The following is a 14,668-nucleotide window of genomic DNA, read 5'->3' on the forward strand; positions in this document are numbered from 1 at the left end:
TTGACAATGTTTGCCTAGGCAAGTATATTCGGCGTCCGATGGCCTCCCGGATCGCCCCTTCCCCCGCCCACCCCGTCTTCTACACGCCGGACGACTACCGTCCGGACGAGAGCGCGGCCTACCTGATGCGCCGCATCCTCACGCTCATGGCGGCCGAGGTCGACGAGGCGCTGGAACCGCAGGGCCTCACCAGTGCGCAGTGGGTGCCGCTGCTCAAGCTGCACATGGGCCATGCGTCCACGGTGGCCGAGCTGGCCCGCGAATGCCAGCTCGATGCCGGCGCCATGACGCGCCTGCTGGACCGGCTGGAAGCCAAGGGCCTGGTGGCCCGCGTGCGCTCCTCCGAGGACCGCCGGGTCGTGAACCTCGAACTGACGAAGGAAGGGCGCGATGCCGCCCGGCACATCCCCAAGGTGCTGTGCAAGGTGCAGAACGCCTTCCTCACCGGGCTCGACGTCGCGGAGTGGCAGCAACTGAAGGATCTGCTGCGGCGCATCCTGGACAACGGAACGAAGCTGCAGGGCAGCCGCGAAGGAAAAGAATGATCGACCTGATGACGCGCGGCCGCCTCGCCGGCCTGGTCGCGGCATGGCTGCTGGCCGGCTGCGCCAGCACCCAGGGCATCGCCCCCGAGGCGCAGATGCGGGCCCCGGCGGTGCCGCAGGCCTCCAGCGCACCGGTGGCGCCGGTCTCTTCCACCTGGTGGCGCGACTTCGGCGACCCGCAGCTCGATGCCCTGGTCGAACAGGCGCTGCGCGACAGCCCGACGCTGGGCGTCGCGCGCGCCCGCCTGCGCCGGGCCCAGTCGGCCAGCGCCAGCGCCCGCACCGCGGACCAGCCGCAGTTCCAGGGCCAGCTCGATTTCACCCACCAGCGCTTCAGCGAGAACGGCATCGTGCCGCCGCCGCTGGGAGGCTCGGTGCAGGACAGCGCCACCGCGCAGGTCAACCTGAACTGGGAGCTCGACTTCTTCGGCCGCAACCAGTCGGCGCTGCAGGCGGCGCTCGGCTCCGAGCGTGCTGCCCAGGCCGACGTCGCCGCCGCGCGCGTCGTGCTGGCCAGCAACGTGGCGCGCACCTACTTCCAGCTGGTGCGGCTGCAGGAGCAGGCGGTGGTCGCGCGACGCACCCTGGCGCAGCGCGAGGAGCAGCTCAAGCTGGTGCGCCAGCGCGTCGGCGCCGGCCTCGACACCAACCTGGAACTGCGGCAAAGCGAAGGCGCGCTGCCCGAAGCGCGCCAGCAACTGGAAGCGCTGCAGGAATCGACGCAGACCACGCGCAACGCGCTGGCGGCACTGGTGGGAGCGGGTGAACTGCCCGATCTCGCCAAGCTGCCGACGATCGCGGCGCTGCACCCCGTGACCACCGTGCCGGCGCTGCCCGCCGACCTGCTCGGGCGCCGTCCCGACGTGGCCGCCGCGCGGGCCCGCGTCGAAGCGGCCAGCGAGGGCGTGAAGCAGGCGGAGGCGGAGTTCTATCCCAGCGTGAACCTGGTCGCCTTCGCCGGCCTCACCAGCCTGGGCCTGAGCAACCTCGTCGACCTGGGCAGCCGGCAATGGGGCGTCGGTCCGGCCGTGCGGCTGCCGATGTTCGCGCAGGACCGCCTGCGCGCCAACCTGCGCGGCCGCACCGCGGACCTCGACGCCGCCATCGAGAGCTACAACGGCGCCGTGGTCGAGGCGATCCACGAAGCCGCCGACGCCGTGGCCAGCCTGCAGTCGCTCGCGCGCCAGCTCGCCGAGCAGCGCCAGGCGCTGGCCGCCGCCGAAGGCGCCTACGACATCGCCCTGCAACGCTATCGCGCCGGGCTCGGCACCTTCCTGAACGTGCTGACCGCGGAGACGGCGGTCCTGGCGCAGCGCCGCCTGGGCGTGGACCTGGCAGCGCGCGTGCTCGATGCGCGCGTGGCCCTGTACCGCGCGCTCGGCGGCGGCGCCACCGAGGACACGGCCGTCGCCGCCCACTGAACACCTTCCATCCCGAACATGACCGAAGCACAGAACGTCGCGCCCCTGCAGAAGGGCAATCCCAAGCGCAAGAAGGCGCTGCTCACCCTGGCGGCCGTCGTGGCCGTCGTCGGCCTCGCCTGGGGCGGCTACGAGTGGCTGGTGGCCGGCCACTACGAGACCACCGACAACGCCTACGTGCAGGGCAACGTGGTGCAGATCACGCCGCAGATCGGCGGCACCGTGATGGCCATCCACGCCGAGGAGACCGACTACGTCAAGGCGGGCCAGCCGCTGGTGAAGTTCGACCCCGCCGACGCCAAGGTGGCGCTCGAACAGGCCGAAGCCGCCCTGGGGCAGACGGTGCGCCAGGTGCGCACGCTGTACTCCACCAACGGCTCGCTGGCGGCGCAGGTGGCGCTGCGCCAGGCCGACGTGAGCAAGGCGCAGGCCGAACTCGCGCGTGCCAACGACGACCTGAACCGCCGCGCGGCCCTGGTCGGCAGCGGTGCGGTCTCGAAGGAAGAACTCAATCACGCGCAGACGCAGGTGAACAGCGCCCGCAGCGCGCTGGTGGCGGCGCAGGCGGGGGTGGTGAGCGCGCGCGAGCAGCTGGCCAGCAACCAGGCGATGACCTCCGGCACCGACGTCGAGCAGCACCCGCAGGTGCAGGCGGCGGCCGCCAAGGTGCGCGAAGCGTGGCTGGCGCAGCAGCGCTCGGTGCTGGTGGCGCCGGTCGACGGCTACGTGGCCAAGCGCACGGTGCAACTGGGCCAGCGCGTGGCCGCCGGCACGCCGCTGATGTCCATCGTGCCGCTGAACCAGGTCTGGGTCGATGCCAACTTCAAGGAAGTGCAGCTGCGCAAGCTGCGCATCGGCCAGCCGGTGACGCTGACCGCCGACATCTACGGCAAGCGGGTCGAATACAAGGGCACGGTCTCCGGCCTGGGTGTCGGCACCGGCGCCGCCTTCTCGCTGCTGCCGGCGCAGAACGCCACCGGCAACTGGATCAAGGTGGTGCAGCGCGTGCCGGTGCGGGTGGCGCTCGATCCGAAGCAGCTGCAGGAGCATCCGCTGCGGGTGGGCCTGTCGATGGAAGCGACGGTGGACGTGGCCAAGCAGGAGGGCAAGACGCTCGCCGACGCGCCGCGCGGCGGCGCCGTGTCGCAGACGCAGGTCTTCAGCGCGCAGGACGACGGCGCGGAGGCCGAAGTGCGCCGCGTGATCTCGGCCAACAGCGCCGGCGGCCGGACGACGGCCAGCGGCGCCGGAGCGGCGCCCGCCAAGCGCTGAAGCAGCGACCGTGAGCGCCAACGCGCAGCACATCCCGCCCGCGCCGCTGGAAGGTTCGGCGCGCGTCTGGGGCACCATCGCGCTGTCCGCCGCCACGTTCATGAACGTGCTGGACACCTCGATCGCCAACGTGTCGCTGCCGGCCATCGCCGGCGACCTCGGCGTCAGCCCGAACCAGGGCACCTGGGTGATCACGAGCTTCGCGGTGGCCAATGCCATCGCGGTGCCGCTCACCGGCTGGCTGTCGCAGCGCTTCGGCCAGGTGCGGCTGTTCATCGCCAGCGTGATGCTGTTCGTGATCGCATCGTGGCTGTGCGGGCTGGCGCCCAGCATGCCGCTGCTGATCGCGTTCCGCGCGCTGCAGGGCTTCGTCGCCGGGCCGATGATCCCGCTGTCGCAGTCGCTGCTGCTTTCCAGCTATCCGCGCGCGCTCGCGGGCCTGGCGATGGCGATGTGGTCGATGACGACGCTGGTCGCACCGGTGATGGGGCCGCTGCTGGGCGGCTGGATCACCGACAACATCTCCTGGTCCTGGATCTTCTACATCAACATCCCGGTCGGTGTGATCGCCGCCTTCTCCTCCTGGGCGATCTACCACAAGCGCGAGACGGAGCGCCGCTCGCTGCCGATCGACAAGGTGGGCCTGGCGCTGCTGGTGGTGTGGGTCGGCTGCATGCAGACCATGCTGGACCTGGGCAAGGAGTACGACTGGTTCTCCTCGCCGACCATCGTGGCGCTGGCCGTGATCACGGTGGTGGGCTTCGCCTTCTTCCTGGCCTGGGAGCTCACCGACGAACACCCGGTGGTGGACCTGCGCCTGTTCGCGCGCCGCAACTTCTGGGCCGGCACGCTGGCGGTGTCGGTCGGCTACGGGCTGTTCTTCGGCAACGTGGTGCTGCTGCCCCTGTGGCTGCAGCAGTTCATGGGCTACACGGCGACCGACGCCGGGATGATCATGGCGCCGGTGGGCCTGCTGGCGCTGGTGCTCTCGCCCGTGGTCGGCAAGACGATCGGCAAGGTCGATCCGCGCCGCTACGCCAGCATCGCCTTCGCGGTGTTCGCGCTGGTGCTGTGGATGCGCTCGCGCTTCAACACGCAGGCGGATTTCGGCACGATCATGGTGCCGACCATCATCCAGGGCGTGGCGATGGCCTTCTTCTTCATCCCGCTGATCACGATCACGCTCTCGGGCCTGACGCCGGACCGGATCCCGGCCGCCTCGGGCCTGACCAACTTCGTGCGGATCACGGCCGGCGCGATCGGCACCTCGGTCTCGACCACGCTGTGGGAAAGCCGCGCGGCCCTGCACCACGCGCACCTGACCGAGCTGGTCGGGCCCGGCAGCAACGTGGCGCAGACGGCGCTGTCGGGGCTGGCGTCGGCGGGTCTCACGCAGGAGCAGGCGCTGGCGCAGGTGAACCGGCTGGTCGACCAGCAGGCCTTCATGCTGGCGGCCAACGACATCTTCTGGGGTTCGGCCGTGCTGTTCCTGATCATGGTGCCGCTGGTCTGGCTGACGCACCCGCAGCCGGCGCCGGGCGGCGGCGACGCGGCGGCCGGCGCGCATTGACCAGCTTCGCCCAGGCCCCCTTTCGGGCCTGCGGCGAGGCATCGGCTGACACGGCCTTGCCGCCGCTTCGACGACCAAGGCTGTGCTGGCGCTGACGCGGTGGTTCCGTGCGCGCCGGCCCCAAGACATCCGCGCGGCCCACAGTCCGGCCTGCGTGCATCGGTCATTCTGGAGTCCTAGCCCAGGGAGATTCCTCGAATGAAATACATGCACAAGGCCATCTGGCAATCCGACGGCAACCTCGTGATCCGCGGCAACACCCGCGCGCTGCTGTTCCGTGCGCTGGAAGACGTTCGTGCGGACCTGACCCGGCGCGGCGAGGATGCCGACCAGCTCAAGCGGACCCTGCAGGCGCTGCAGGACGTGCTGGGTGCCTACGACGGCAAGCTCCCGAGCGCGAACGATCTGCTGGGCGACCCGGCGAAGGAACGCGTTTCGCGGAATCTGCTCAAGGGTTGAGCGCTACGCCAGCAAGGCGACGTTGCCTCCCGCGGCCGTCGTGTTGACGGTCACCGTCTGCTCCGCGCAGAACCGCGGCAGGTAATTCGGGCCGCCGGCCTTGGGGCCGGTGCCCGACATCCCTTCGCCGCCGAAGGGCTGCACGCCCACCACGGCGCCGATCATGTTCCGGTTCACGTACACGTTGCCGATCCGCGCTTCGCGCGCCAGCGCTTCCGCGCGGCTGTCGATGCGGGTCTGGATGCCCAGCGTGAGGCCGTAGCCGATCCGGTTGATCGCGTGGATCACCTCCTGCGGGTCGCCGCGCCAGCGTGCGATGTGCAGAACCGGACCGAAGATCTCGTGCTTCACCTGCCCGATGTTCGCGACCTCGAAGGCCTGCGGCGCGATCAGCCGCGTGGCTGGGTCGAAGGGTGAAGGCGGCAGCAGCGGCTTTGCCTCGCGGTGCAGCCGCTCCACGTGCTGCTGCAGGTTGGCGAAGGCGTCGCCGTCGATCACCGGGCCGACATCGGTGCGCCACTCGGCCGGGTCGCCGGTGACCAGTTCGCGGGCGGCACCCTGGATCATGGCGATCACGCCGTCGGCGATCGCCTCGTGCACGCACAGCAGGCGCAGCGCCGAACAGCGCTGGCCGGCGGAGCGGAAGGCGCTCTGCATCACCGCGTCGGCCACCTGTTCCGGCAGCGCGGTCGAGTCCACCAGCATGGCGTTGATGCCGCCGGTCTCGGCGATCAGCGGCACGATGGGGCCGTCCTTGGCCGCCAGCGCGCGCTGGATGATCTTTGCAACCTGCGTCGAGCCGGTGAAGACGACGCCGGCGATGCGCGGCTCGGCGACCAGCGCCGCTCCCACGGTTTCGCCGAGGCCGTGCAGCAACTGCACGGCGTCGCGCGGCACGCCGGCGCCATGCAGCAGCCGGATCGCCTCGGCGGCGATGGCAGGCGTCTGTTCCGCCGGCTTGGCCAGCACCGTGTTGCCGGTGACCAGCGCCGCGGCCACCTGGCCGGTGAAGATCGCCAGCGGGAAGTTCCACGGGCTGATGCAGACCCAGGCACCGCGCGCGGTCAGGCGCAGCTCGTTGCTCTCGCCGGTGGGCCCGGGCAGCGTCACCGGCTGCAGGATGCGCTCGGCTTCCAGCGCGTAGTAGCGCAGGAAGTCCACCGCCTCGCGGACCTCTGCGATGCTGTCGCCCCAGCACTGGAAACCTTCCTTGACCAGCAGGGCGCACAGGCGCGGCAGGTCGGCCTCCATTGCGTCCGCCGCGCGACGCAGGATGGCGGCGCGCTGTGCCACCGGCGTGCGGGACCAGCCTTCGCCGGCCGCGAGCGAGCGCTCGACCGCCGCCGACACCTGGGCCGGATCGGCCATCGCGAGCGCCGGAACGGGCGTGGCGGCGAGCGCCTCCTGCAGTGGCGCGCGCATCGTGGGCACCGCCAGGTCGAGGCCGGCGCTGTTGCGGCGCTGCGGCCCATACAGCTCGGGCGGCAGCGGCAGCGAGGGCTCGGGCGTGAGGTGCAGCGGCGACTCCAGCAATTCGTCCATGCCCACCGACTCGTCGGCGAGCTGGTGCACGAAGGAGGAGTTGGCGCCGTTCTCCAGCAGCCGGCGCACCAGGTAGGCGAGCAGGTCGCGGTGCTGGCCGACCGGCGCGTAGACGCGGCAGGCGAGCTGCGGATCCTGCAGCACCTCGCGATAGATTCCCTCCCCCATGCCATGGAGGCGCTGCAGCTCGAAGGGCGCGCCGTTGCGCCGCGCCATCTGCAGGATCGCGGCGATGGTGCCGGCGTTGTGGGTCGCGAACTGCGGATAGATGACGTCCTTCGCATCGAGCATGGCCTTGGCGCAGGCGAGATACGAGACGTCCGTGTGGTGCTTGTGCGTGAACACGGGGTAGTGCGGCAGCCCGAGTTCCTGCGCGCGCTTGATCTCGGCGTCCCAGTACGCGCCCTTGACCAGGCGGCACATGAGGCGGATGCCGTGCCGGCGCGCGATGTCGGCCACGCTCGCGATCAGTTCCAGCGCGCGCGTCTGGTACGACTGCAACGCCAGGCCGAAGCCTTGCCATTGCGGGGTCTCCCGCGCCACGCGCCCGGCCAGCGCCTCGAAGACATCGAGCGACAGCTCCAGCCGGTCGACCTCCTCGGCGTCGATGGTGAGGTTGATGTTCGCCTCCGCGGCCATCTTGCACAGGCCCCACACGCGCGGCACCAGTTCCTCCATCACCCGTTCGCGCTGCAGCGCCTCGTAGCGCGGATGCAGGGCGCTCAGCTTGATCGAGATGCCGTCGTTGGCCTGCACCGGCTGCGTGCGGTCCACGCCGGCACCGATCGCGGCGATGCCCTGCTGGTAGTGCTCCAGGTAGCGCTCGGCGTCGGGCGCCGTGCGCGCGCCTTCGCCGAGCATGTCGTAGGAAAAACGCAGGTTGGGCTGGCGCCGGCGCGCCGCCGCGGCCTCGTTCATCGCCTCGCGGATGCTCTGCCCCAGCACGAACTGGCGCCCGAGCAACTGCACGGCGCGCAGGGTCGCCGCCACCACCGTGCGCGCGCCCAGCCGCGAGAAGACGTTGCCTTCGCCCTGCGCGCCGTCGCCGGGCAGGAAGCGCTTGGACAGGGAGATCGCGCTGGACGACAGGCGCGCCAGGGCGCTGTCGGCGCTGCCTTCGAAATCGGCGCGCGAGAGCTGGTCGGCCGTCAGGGCGATCGCGGTCTCGGCGTCGGGGACGCGCAGAAGCGCTTCGGCCAGGCGCATCAGCGCCAGCCCTTCGGCACTGGAGATCGGGTACTCCTTGAGCAGGCTCTCCATGGCCCAGAACGGCGGCGGATGGCGGCGCACGGCGCGCACCCAGGGGGCGGCCTGCTGCGCGGCGGCGGCCCAGTCGAGGGCGCCCTGCAAGGCTTGCAGGCGCCGGGTGAGGACCTCGGCTTCGGGCCGGTACGGGGAGGGCAGGCGTTGGGCGGTGGCGGGCGACATGGTGGCTGCAATGGTGAACGAAGCCGATGGTCGCTGGTTGTCAGGCGAATGTTTCGCTAAAATTGGTGCATCAAGTAGGCAGAAATTCGGCCCATGAGCGACGTCTTTCCCGATCTGGATCGCATCGACCTGAAGATCCTGCAGGTTCTGCAGGCGGACGGCCGCATCTCGAACCTCAAGCTGGCGGAGGCGGTGGCGCTGTCGCCGACGGCGGTGCTGGCGCGGGTGCAGCGGCTCACGCGCGAGGGCTACATCCTCGGCTACGAAGCGCGGCTCGATCCGGTCAAGCTCGGGGCGGGGATGCTGGTCTTCGTCGAGGTGCTGCTGGACCGGACCACGCCGAACGTGTTCGAGGCCTTCAAGGCGGCGGTGCAGGTGCAGCCGCAGATCCTGGAGTGCCACATGGTCGCGGGCGGCTTCGATTACCTGCTGAAGACGCGGGCCGCGGACATGCACGCCTACCGCGATTTCGCGGGCACGGTGCTGTGGCAGTTGCCGGGCGTGCGGGAGACGAGGACGTATGCGGTGATGGAGGAGGTGAAGAGCACGACGCGGCTGGCGCTGTAGCGTCCGTCGCCGCCCCGCGAACGTCATTCCCGCGAAGGCGGGAATCCAGGGCGTCCGCATTTCACGCGCTGCGCGCGTGCGCTGGGCCCCCGCCTGCGCGGGGGTGACGGCTTCGCCCGCCCAAGCCAGGGTGCGGCTTCGCCCAGCTACGCGGAGGTGACGGGCTTCGCCCGGCTGCCGAAGATCGCCGTCCCCACCCGGACCATCGTGCTGCCGGCATGGATCGCCGCTTCCAGATCGTCGGTCATCCCCATCGACAAGGTGTCCAGCGGCAGCCCTGCGGCGCGCAGGTCCTCGTACAGCTCCCGCGCGCGCTGGTGCAGCGTTCGCTGCGCCGCGAAGTCCTCCGTCGGCTCGGGGATCGACATCAGCCCGCGCAGTCGCAACTGCGGCAACGCGAGGATCGCCCGCCCCAGCGCAAGCGCCTCGCCCGGGGCTACGCCGGACTTGTTGGCGCCGCCGTCGATGTTGACCTGCAGGCATACGTTCAGCGGCGGCAGCTGCGGCGGGCGCTGCTCGGACAGGCGCTGCGCGATCTTCAGCCGGTCCACCGTCTGCGCCCAGGCGAAGTGCGTCGCCACCAGGCGGGTCTTGTTGCTCTGGATCGGGCCGATGCAATGCCATTCGAGCGGCAGGCCGGCCAGCAGCGCCTGCTTTTCCACCGCTTCCTGGATGTAGTTCTCGCCGAAGGAAAGCGCGCCCGCGGCATGGGCCTCGCGCACGGCGTCGGGTCCGAACGTCTTGGAGACGGCGAGCAGCGTGACTTCGTTCACGTCGCGTCCGGCGTCCGTACAGGCGTGCGCGATCCGCTCACGGACGGTCTTCAGGCGGGCTGCAATCGTGGTCATAATGGGTCGGCCCAACCGTGCGCAAGCCGCGCCGCGCCTGGGCCGTTCCAGAAGAGGAAGTTCGAGGGATCCGTGGATATTACCCAGCTGCTCGCGTTCAGCGTGAAGAACAAGGCATCGGACCTGCACCTGTCCGCCGGCCTGCCCCCCATGATCCGCGTGCACGGCGACGTGCGCCGCATCAACGTCGACCCGATGGACCACAAGCAGGTCCACGCCATGGTCTACGACATCATGAACGACTCGCAGCGCAAGCAGTACGAAGAGTTCCTGGAGTGCGACTTCTCGTTCGAGATCGAGGGCCTGGCGCGCTTCCGCGTCAACGCCTTCAACCAGAACCGCGGCGCCGGCGCCGTGTTCCGGACGATTCCCTCGAAGATCCTCACGCTGGAGCAGCTGAACGCGCCCAAGATCTTCCAGGATCTCTCGCTCAAGCCGCGCGGCATGGTGCTGGTGACGGGCCCCACGGGCTCGGGCAAGTCGACCACGCTGGCGGCCATGATCAACCACCTGAACGAAACCGAGTACGGCCACATCCTCACGGTGGAAGACCCGATCGAATTCGTCCACGAGTCCAAGAAGTGCCTGGTGAACCAGCGCGAAGTGGGCCCGATGACGCTGTCGTTCGCCAATGCGCTGCGCTCCGCCCTGCGGGAGGACCCGGACTGCATCCTGGTGGGCGAGATGCGCGACCTGGAAACGATCCGCCTGGCCATGACGGCCGCGGAAACCGGCCACCTGGTGTTCGGCACGCTGCACACCTCGAGCGCCGCCAAGACCATCGACCGGATCATCGACGTGTTCCCGGCGGAGGAAAAGGAGATGGTGCGCGCGATGCTGTCGGAATCGCTGCAGGCGGTGATCTCGCAGACCCTGTGCAAGACCAAGGACGGCTCGGGCCGCGTGGCCGCGCACGAGATCATGCTGGGCACCTCCGCCATCCGCAACCTGATCCGCGAGGCCAAGGTGGCGCAGATGTATTCCGCCATCCAGACCGGCAACAGCATGGGCATGCAGACGCTGGACCAGAACCTCACCGACCTGGTGAGGCGCAACATGATCACCCCGGCCGAGGCGCGCAGCAAGGCCAAGATCCCCGAGAACTTCCCGGGCTGATCGCCAGGGTCACCCGGCTTCCAGAGAACCAGGACTCGCCATGGAACGCGATCAGGCAAGCAAATTCATCAACGACCTGCTCAAGCTGATGGTGGGCCGCAATGGCAGCGACCTGTTCATCACCGCGGACTTCCCGCCCGCCATCAAGGTCGACGGCAAGGTCACCAAGGTCTCGCCGCAGCCGCTGTCCGCCGCGCACACGCTGGCGCTGGCGCGCTCGATCATGAACGACAAGCAGGCCGCGGAATTCGAGCGCACCAAGGAGTGCAACTTCGCGATCTCGCCGCCCAACGTCGGGCGCTTCCGCGTCAACGCCTTCGTGCAGCAAAGCAAGGTGGGCATGGTGCTGCGGGTGATCCCGCAGATCCTGCCGACCATCGACAAGCTGGGCGTGCCGCAGGTGCTCAAGGACGTGGTGATGTCCAAGCGCGGACTGTGCGTGCTGGTGGGCGCCACCGGCTCGGGCAAGTCGACCACGCTGGCGGCGATGATCGACTGGCGCAACGAGCAGAGCTACGGCCACATCATCACCATCGAGGATCCGGTCGAATTCGTGCACCCGCACAAGAACTGCGTGGTGACGCAGCGCGAAGTGGGCCTCGATACCGACAGCTGGGAAGCCGCGCTGAAGAACACGCTGCGGCAGGCACCGGACGTGATCCTGATGGGCGAGATCCGCGACCGCGAGACCATGGAGCACGCGATCGCCTTTGCCGAGACCGGCCACCTGTGCATGGCCACGCTGCACGCCAACAGCGCCAACCAGGCGCTGGACCGCGTGATCAACTTCTTCCCCGAGGAGCGCCGGCCGCAGCTGCTGATGGACCTGTCGCTGAACCTCAAGGCCTTCATCTCGCAGCGCCTGGTGCCCAAGCAGGACGGCAAGGGGCGGGCGGCGGCGGTGGAGATCCTGCTGAACTCGCCGCTGATTTCCGACCTGATCTTCAAGGGCGAGGTCTCCGAGATCAAGGAGATCATGAAGAAGAGCCGCAACCTGGGCATGCAGACCTTCGACCAGGCCCTCTTCGACATGTACGAGAACAACCTGATCACGTACGAGGATGCGCTGCGCAACGCCGACTCGGTGAACGACCTGCGGCTGCAGATCAAGCTCAATTCGCAGCGCGCGAAGTCGCAGGACCTGTCCGCCGGGACGGAGCACCTCGCCATCGTATGATGCTCACCGTGTGATGGCGGGGCAAAAGCCCGCCAGGCATGCAGGCCAGCCGGGATTCGTCCCGGCTCTTTTTTTTGGCGCAAGGATCCTCAACGCGGAAGCCGCAAAAGGAAAGCAGCCAAAGCCGCGGAAAACATCTCTTCAGATGTCCTTTTGCGGCTTTTGCGCAGCTTCTGCGGCTTCTGCGTTCGATTGCACGATGTGGCACCGCGCCGTCCTGCCCGCGGGCTCTCCTAGAATCGTCCTTCGATTTTCAAAAGAAGGAGACCCGGATGGCCAGCACCAATCCCAAGACGTATGAATCCGTGCCTGAGCGCAAGGTGGCCTTTCTCGGCCTCGGCGTGATGGGCTTTCCGATGGCGGGGCACCTGGCGCTGGCCGGCCACCGCGTCACCGTCTACAACCGCAGCGCCGAGAAGCGCCTGGCCTGGTGCAAGGAATTCACCGGCGCGGCTGCGCCGACGCCGCGCGAGGCCGTGGCGGACTGCGACCTGGTGTTCTGCTGCGTCGGCAACGACGACGACCTGCGGGCCGTCGCGCTCGGCGAGCAGGGCGCCTTCAGCGGCATGAAGAGCGGGGCCGTCTTCATCGACCACACGACGGCCTCGGCCGACGTCGCGCGTGAACTGTCCGCCGAGGCCGGCAAGCGCGGCCTGCAGTTCGTCGACGCCCCGGTGTCCGGCGGCCAGGCGGGCGCGCAGAACGGCATGCTCACGGTGATGTGCGGCGGCGAGCAGGCGGCCTTCGACGCAGCCAGGCCGGTGGCCATGGCCTATTCGCGCGCCTGCACCCTGCTGGGCGCGAGCGGCGCGGGGCAGCTCGCGAAGATGGTCAACCAGATTGCCATTGCCGGCCTGGTGCAGGGCCTCTCGGAGGCCATTTCCTTCGGCATGAGGGCCGGCCTGGACATGGAGCAGGTGCTCGAGGTGATCGGCAAGGGCGCCGCCCAGAGCTGGCAGATGGACAATCGCGGCAAGACCATGATCGCCGACAAGTTCGAGTTCGGCTTCGCGGTCGACTGGATGCGCAAGGACCTGGGCCTGTGCCTCGACGAGGCGAAACGCAACGGCGCGCGTTTGCCGGTGACGGCGCTGGTGGACCAGTTCTATGCCGACATTCAGGCGCTGGGCGGCAACCGCTGGGACACGTCGAGCCTGATCCGCCGGATCCGCTGAGAAGGCGGACAGCCGGAAGGAAAAAACCGGAAGCGAACGCAGAAGCCGCGAAAGTTACGCAAAAGCCGCAAAAGGAAAATCAGAAAGTTTTCCTGTCTCCCTTTTGCGGCTTTTGCGTGGTTTTTGCGGCTTCTGCGTTCCGGATGTTTGGTTGTTTGGCTGTTTGGCTGTTCGACCCCTTACCGCACCGGCGTCGACACGGCGGCGGGCGGGGCCGAGGGGGGCGGGCCCGCTTCGGCCGAAGGCGGGGTGGATGCGGGGGCCACCGTGGTCACCGGCGCCACCGTGGCCCGGGGTGCGGGCGCCGCCGGCAGCTCGATGCCGCTGGCGCGCAGTTCTTCCGGCGTGGCGACTTCGAAGATGCGCACGACGCGCTGCACGCCGCCGATCTGGCGCGCGATGCTGGTGGCGCGGTCGGCTTCGTGCTGGGTCACGCGGCCCATCAGGTAGACGTTGCCGCGTTCGGTGATCACCTTGAACGCGGTTGCCTGCAGGTCCGAGGCATCGACCAGCGAAGCGCGGATCTTGCCGGTGATCAGCACGTCGCCGGAACGCTGCGGCAGCGTGGTCGGCGCCATCACCGAGATCTCGTTGATGATGCCGCGCACGTTGTCGACCCGCGAGACGATCTGCTCGGCGCGCTGCTTCATGGCATCGGTGGGCGTCTCGCCGGTGAGCAGCACCTGGCGGTTGTAGCTGGTGACGTTGATGTGCACCTGGTCGCCGAGCTGCTCGCGCAGGCGCAGCGCCCCGCGCAGCTCGATCGCCTCGTCGTCGATCTGCGCGCCGGAGCTGCGGCGGTCCGTCACCATGAGGCCGGTGCCGACGGCGGCGGCCCCCACGATCAGGGGGGCGCAGCCGGCCAGCGAGCTCGCGAACAGGGCGGCTGCCAGCGCGTAGAGGGGAAGGGAGGGGAACTTGCGGATCATGCGGGGGTGTCCTGGTCGCCGAGAAGCTGCGCATCCACGCCGTCGCAGATGCAATGCAGCACGAGGATGTGCACTTCCTGGATGCGCGCGGTGCGCTCGTGCGGCACGCAGATGTGCACGTCGGTCTCGCGCAGCACGCTGCCCATCTTGCCGCCGCCGCGCCCGGTGAGCGCGATCACGCTCATCTCGCGCTCGTGCGCCGCCTCGATCGCGGCCAGCACGTTGGCGGAGTTGCCGCTGGTGGAGATCGCCAGCAGCACGTCGCCGGATTGGCCCAGCGCGCGCACCTGCTTGGCGAAGATGCGGTTGTAGTCGTAGTCGTTGGCGATCGCCGTCAGGATGGAGCTGTCGGTCGTGAGCGAGATCGCGGCCAGCTCGGGACGTTCGCGTTCGAAGCGGCCCACGAATTCGGCCGAGAAGTGCTGCGCATCGGCCGCCGAGCCGCCATTGCCGCAGGCGAGCACCTTGCCGCCGCTGGTCACGCATGCGAGCACCGCCTGCACGGCCTGCGCCACCGGTTTGCTGAGGCTTTCGGCGGACTGGTATTTCAGGTCCGCGCTGTCGATGAAATTCTGCTGAATGCGTTGCTCGAGCATCTGTCGATGATACCGCCGGGGTT

Annotated in this window: 13 protein-coding genes; 9 read left to right on the forward strand and 4 right to left on the reverse strand. The window is 69.2% G+C overall.

The features are described from left to right. Positions 1-38: 38 nt before the first annotated feature. The 5 genes from JI746_RS24725 (at position 39) to JI746_RS24745 (ending at position 5,267) form a co-directional block, all read left to right on the forward strand. Positions 39-545, forward strand: coding sequence for a MarR family winged helix-turn-helix transcriptional regulator (locus JI746_RS24725; protein WP_201692965.1), 507 nt, complete (start codon positions 39-41; stop codon positions 543-545). Further along, on the forward strand, positions 542-1,966 hold the full coding sequence (locus JI746_RS24730; RefSeq protein WP_201692966.1) for an efflux transporter outer membrane subunit: 1,425 nt from the start codon (positions 542-544) through the stop codon (positions 1,964-1,966). Before JI746_RS24725 ends, JI746_RS24730 begins: the two co-directional genes overlap by 4 nt. Before the next feature lie 18 nt (positions 1,967-1,984). Then, positions 1,985-3,238 carry an HlyD family efflux transporter periplasmic adaptor subunit gene (locus JI746_RS24735; protein WP_201692967.1) on the forward strand — a complete coding sequence of 418 codons (1,254 nt, stop codon included), beginning with the start codon at positions 1,985-1,987 and terminating at the stop codon, positions 3,236-3,238. A 10-nt stretch (positions 3,239-3,248) separates the two neighbouring features. Further along, a complete protein-coding gene (locus tag JI746_RS24740; RefSeq protein WP_201692968.1) occupies positions 3,249-4,808 on the forward strand; it encodes a DHA2 family efflux MFS transporter permease subunit in 1,560 nt (519 codons plus the stop codon). A gap of 207 nt (positions 4,809-5,015) precedes the next feature. Continuing rightward, positions 5,016-5,267, forward strand: a complete 252-nt coding sequence (locus tag JI746_RS24745; protein ID WP_201692969.1) for a hypothetical protein — start codon at positions 5,016-5,018, stop codon at positions 5,265-5,267. 3 nt (positions 5,268-5,270) lie between these two features. Here JI746_RS24745 and JI746_RS24750 read toward each other — a convergent pair whose 3' ends face one another. Continuing rightward, the gene (locus JI746_RS24750) at positions 5,271-8,237 is read right to left on the reverse strand and encodes an L-glutamate gamma-semialdehyde dehydrogenase (RefSeq protein ID WP_201692970.1); all 2,967 of its coding nucleotides are present in this window, start codon (positions 8,235-8,237) and stop codon (positions 5,271-5,273) included. Between the two features lie 93 nt (positions 8,238-8,330). Between JI746_RS24750 and JI746_RS24755 the strand changes: the two genes are divergently transcribed. Then, on the forward strand, positions 8,331-8,804 hold the full coding sequence (locus JI746_RS24755) for an Lrp/AsnC ligand binding domain-containing protein (RefSeq protein WP_201692971.1): 474 nt from the start codon (positions 8,331-8,333) through the stop codon (positions 8,802-8,804). Between the two features lie 146 nt (positions 8,805-8,950). Here the strand turns inward: JI746_RS24755 and JI746_RS24760 are convergent, their stop codons facing one another. Then, the gene (locus JI746_RS24760) at positions 8,951-9,652 is read right to left on the reverse strand and encodes a YggS family pyridoxal phosphate-dependent enzyme (RefSeq protein WP_201692972.1); all 702 of its coding nucleotides are present in this window, start codon (positions 9,650-9,652) and stop codon (positions 8,951-8,953) included. Between the two features lie 72 nt (positions 9,653-9,724). On the opposite strand from JI746_RS24760, the gene JI746_RS24765 reads away from it, so the two are divergent. The 3 genes from JI746_RS24765 to JI746_RS24775 all read left to right on the forward strand — a co-directional run bounded on the left by JI746_RS24765 (position 9,725) and on the right by JI746_RS24775 (position 13,120). After that, positions 9,725-10,768 carry a type IV pilus twitching motility protein PilT gene (locus tag JI746_RS24765; protein ID WP_201692973.1) on the forward strand — a complete coding sequence of 348 codons (1,044 nt, stop codon included), beginning with the start codon at positions 9,725-9,727 and terminating at the stop codon, positions 10,766-10,768. Positions 10,769-10,808: 40 nt separating this feature from the next. After that, complete coding sequence (locus JI746_RS24770; protein WP_201692974.1) at positions 10,809-11,945, forward strand: PilT/PilU family type 4a pilus ATPase; 1,137 nt, start codon at positions 10,809-10,811, stop codon at positions 11,943-11,945. Between the two features lie 272 nt (positions 11,946-12,217). Further along, positions 12,218-13,120, forward strand: coding sequence for an NAD(P)-dependent oxidoreductase (locus tag JI746_RS24775; RefSeq protein ID WP_201692975.1), 903 nt, complete (start codon positions 12,218-12,220; stop codon positions 13,118-13,120). Between the two features lie 179 nt (positions 13,121-13,299). Here JI746_RS24775 and JI746_RS24780 read toward each other — a convergent pair whose 3' ends face one another. After that, complete coding sequence (locus JI746_RS24780; protein ID WP_201692976.1) at positions 13,300-14,049, reverse strand: BON domain-containing protein; 750 nt, start codon at positions 14,047-14,049, stop codon at positions 13,300-13,302. Further along, positions 14,046-14,645: a phosphoheptose isomerase gene (locus JI746_RS24785; RefSeq protein ID WP_201692977.1), complete on the reverse strand. Its 600-nt coding sequence runs from the start codon at positions 14,643-14,645 to the stop codon at positions 14,046-14,048. The genes JI746_RS24780 and JI746_RS24785 overlap by 4 nt, the downstream gene beginning before the upstream one ends. Positions 14,646-14,668: the final 23 nt, after the last annotated feature.

Origin of the sequence: Ramlibacter alkalitolerans, assembly GCF_016722765.1 — a bacterium.
Lineage (GTDB): Bacteria > Pseudomonadota > Gammaproteobacteria > Burkholderiales > Burkholderiaceae_C > Ramlibacter > Ramlibacter alkalitolerans.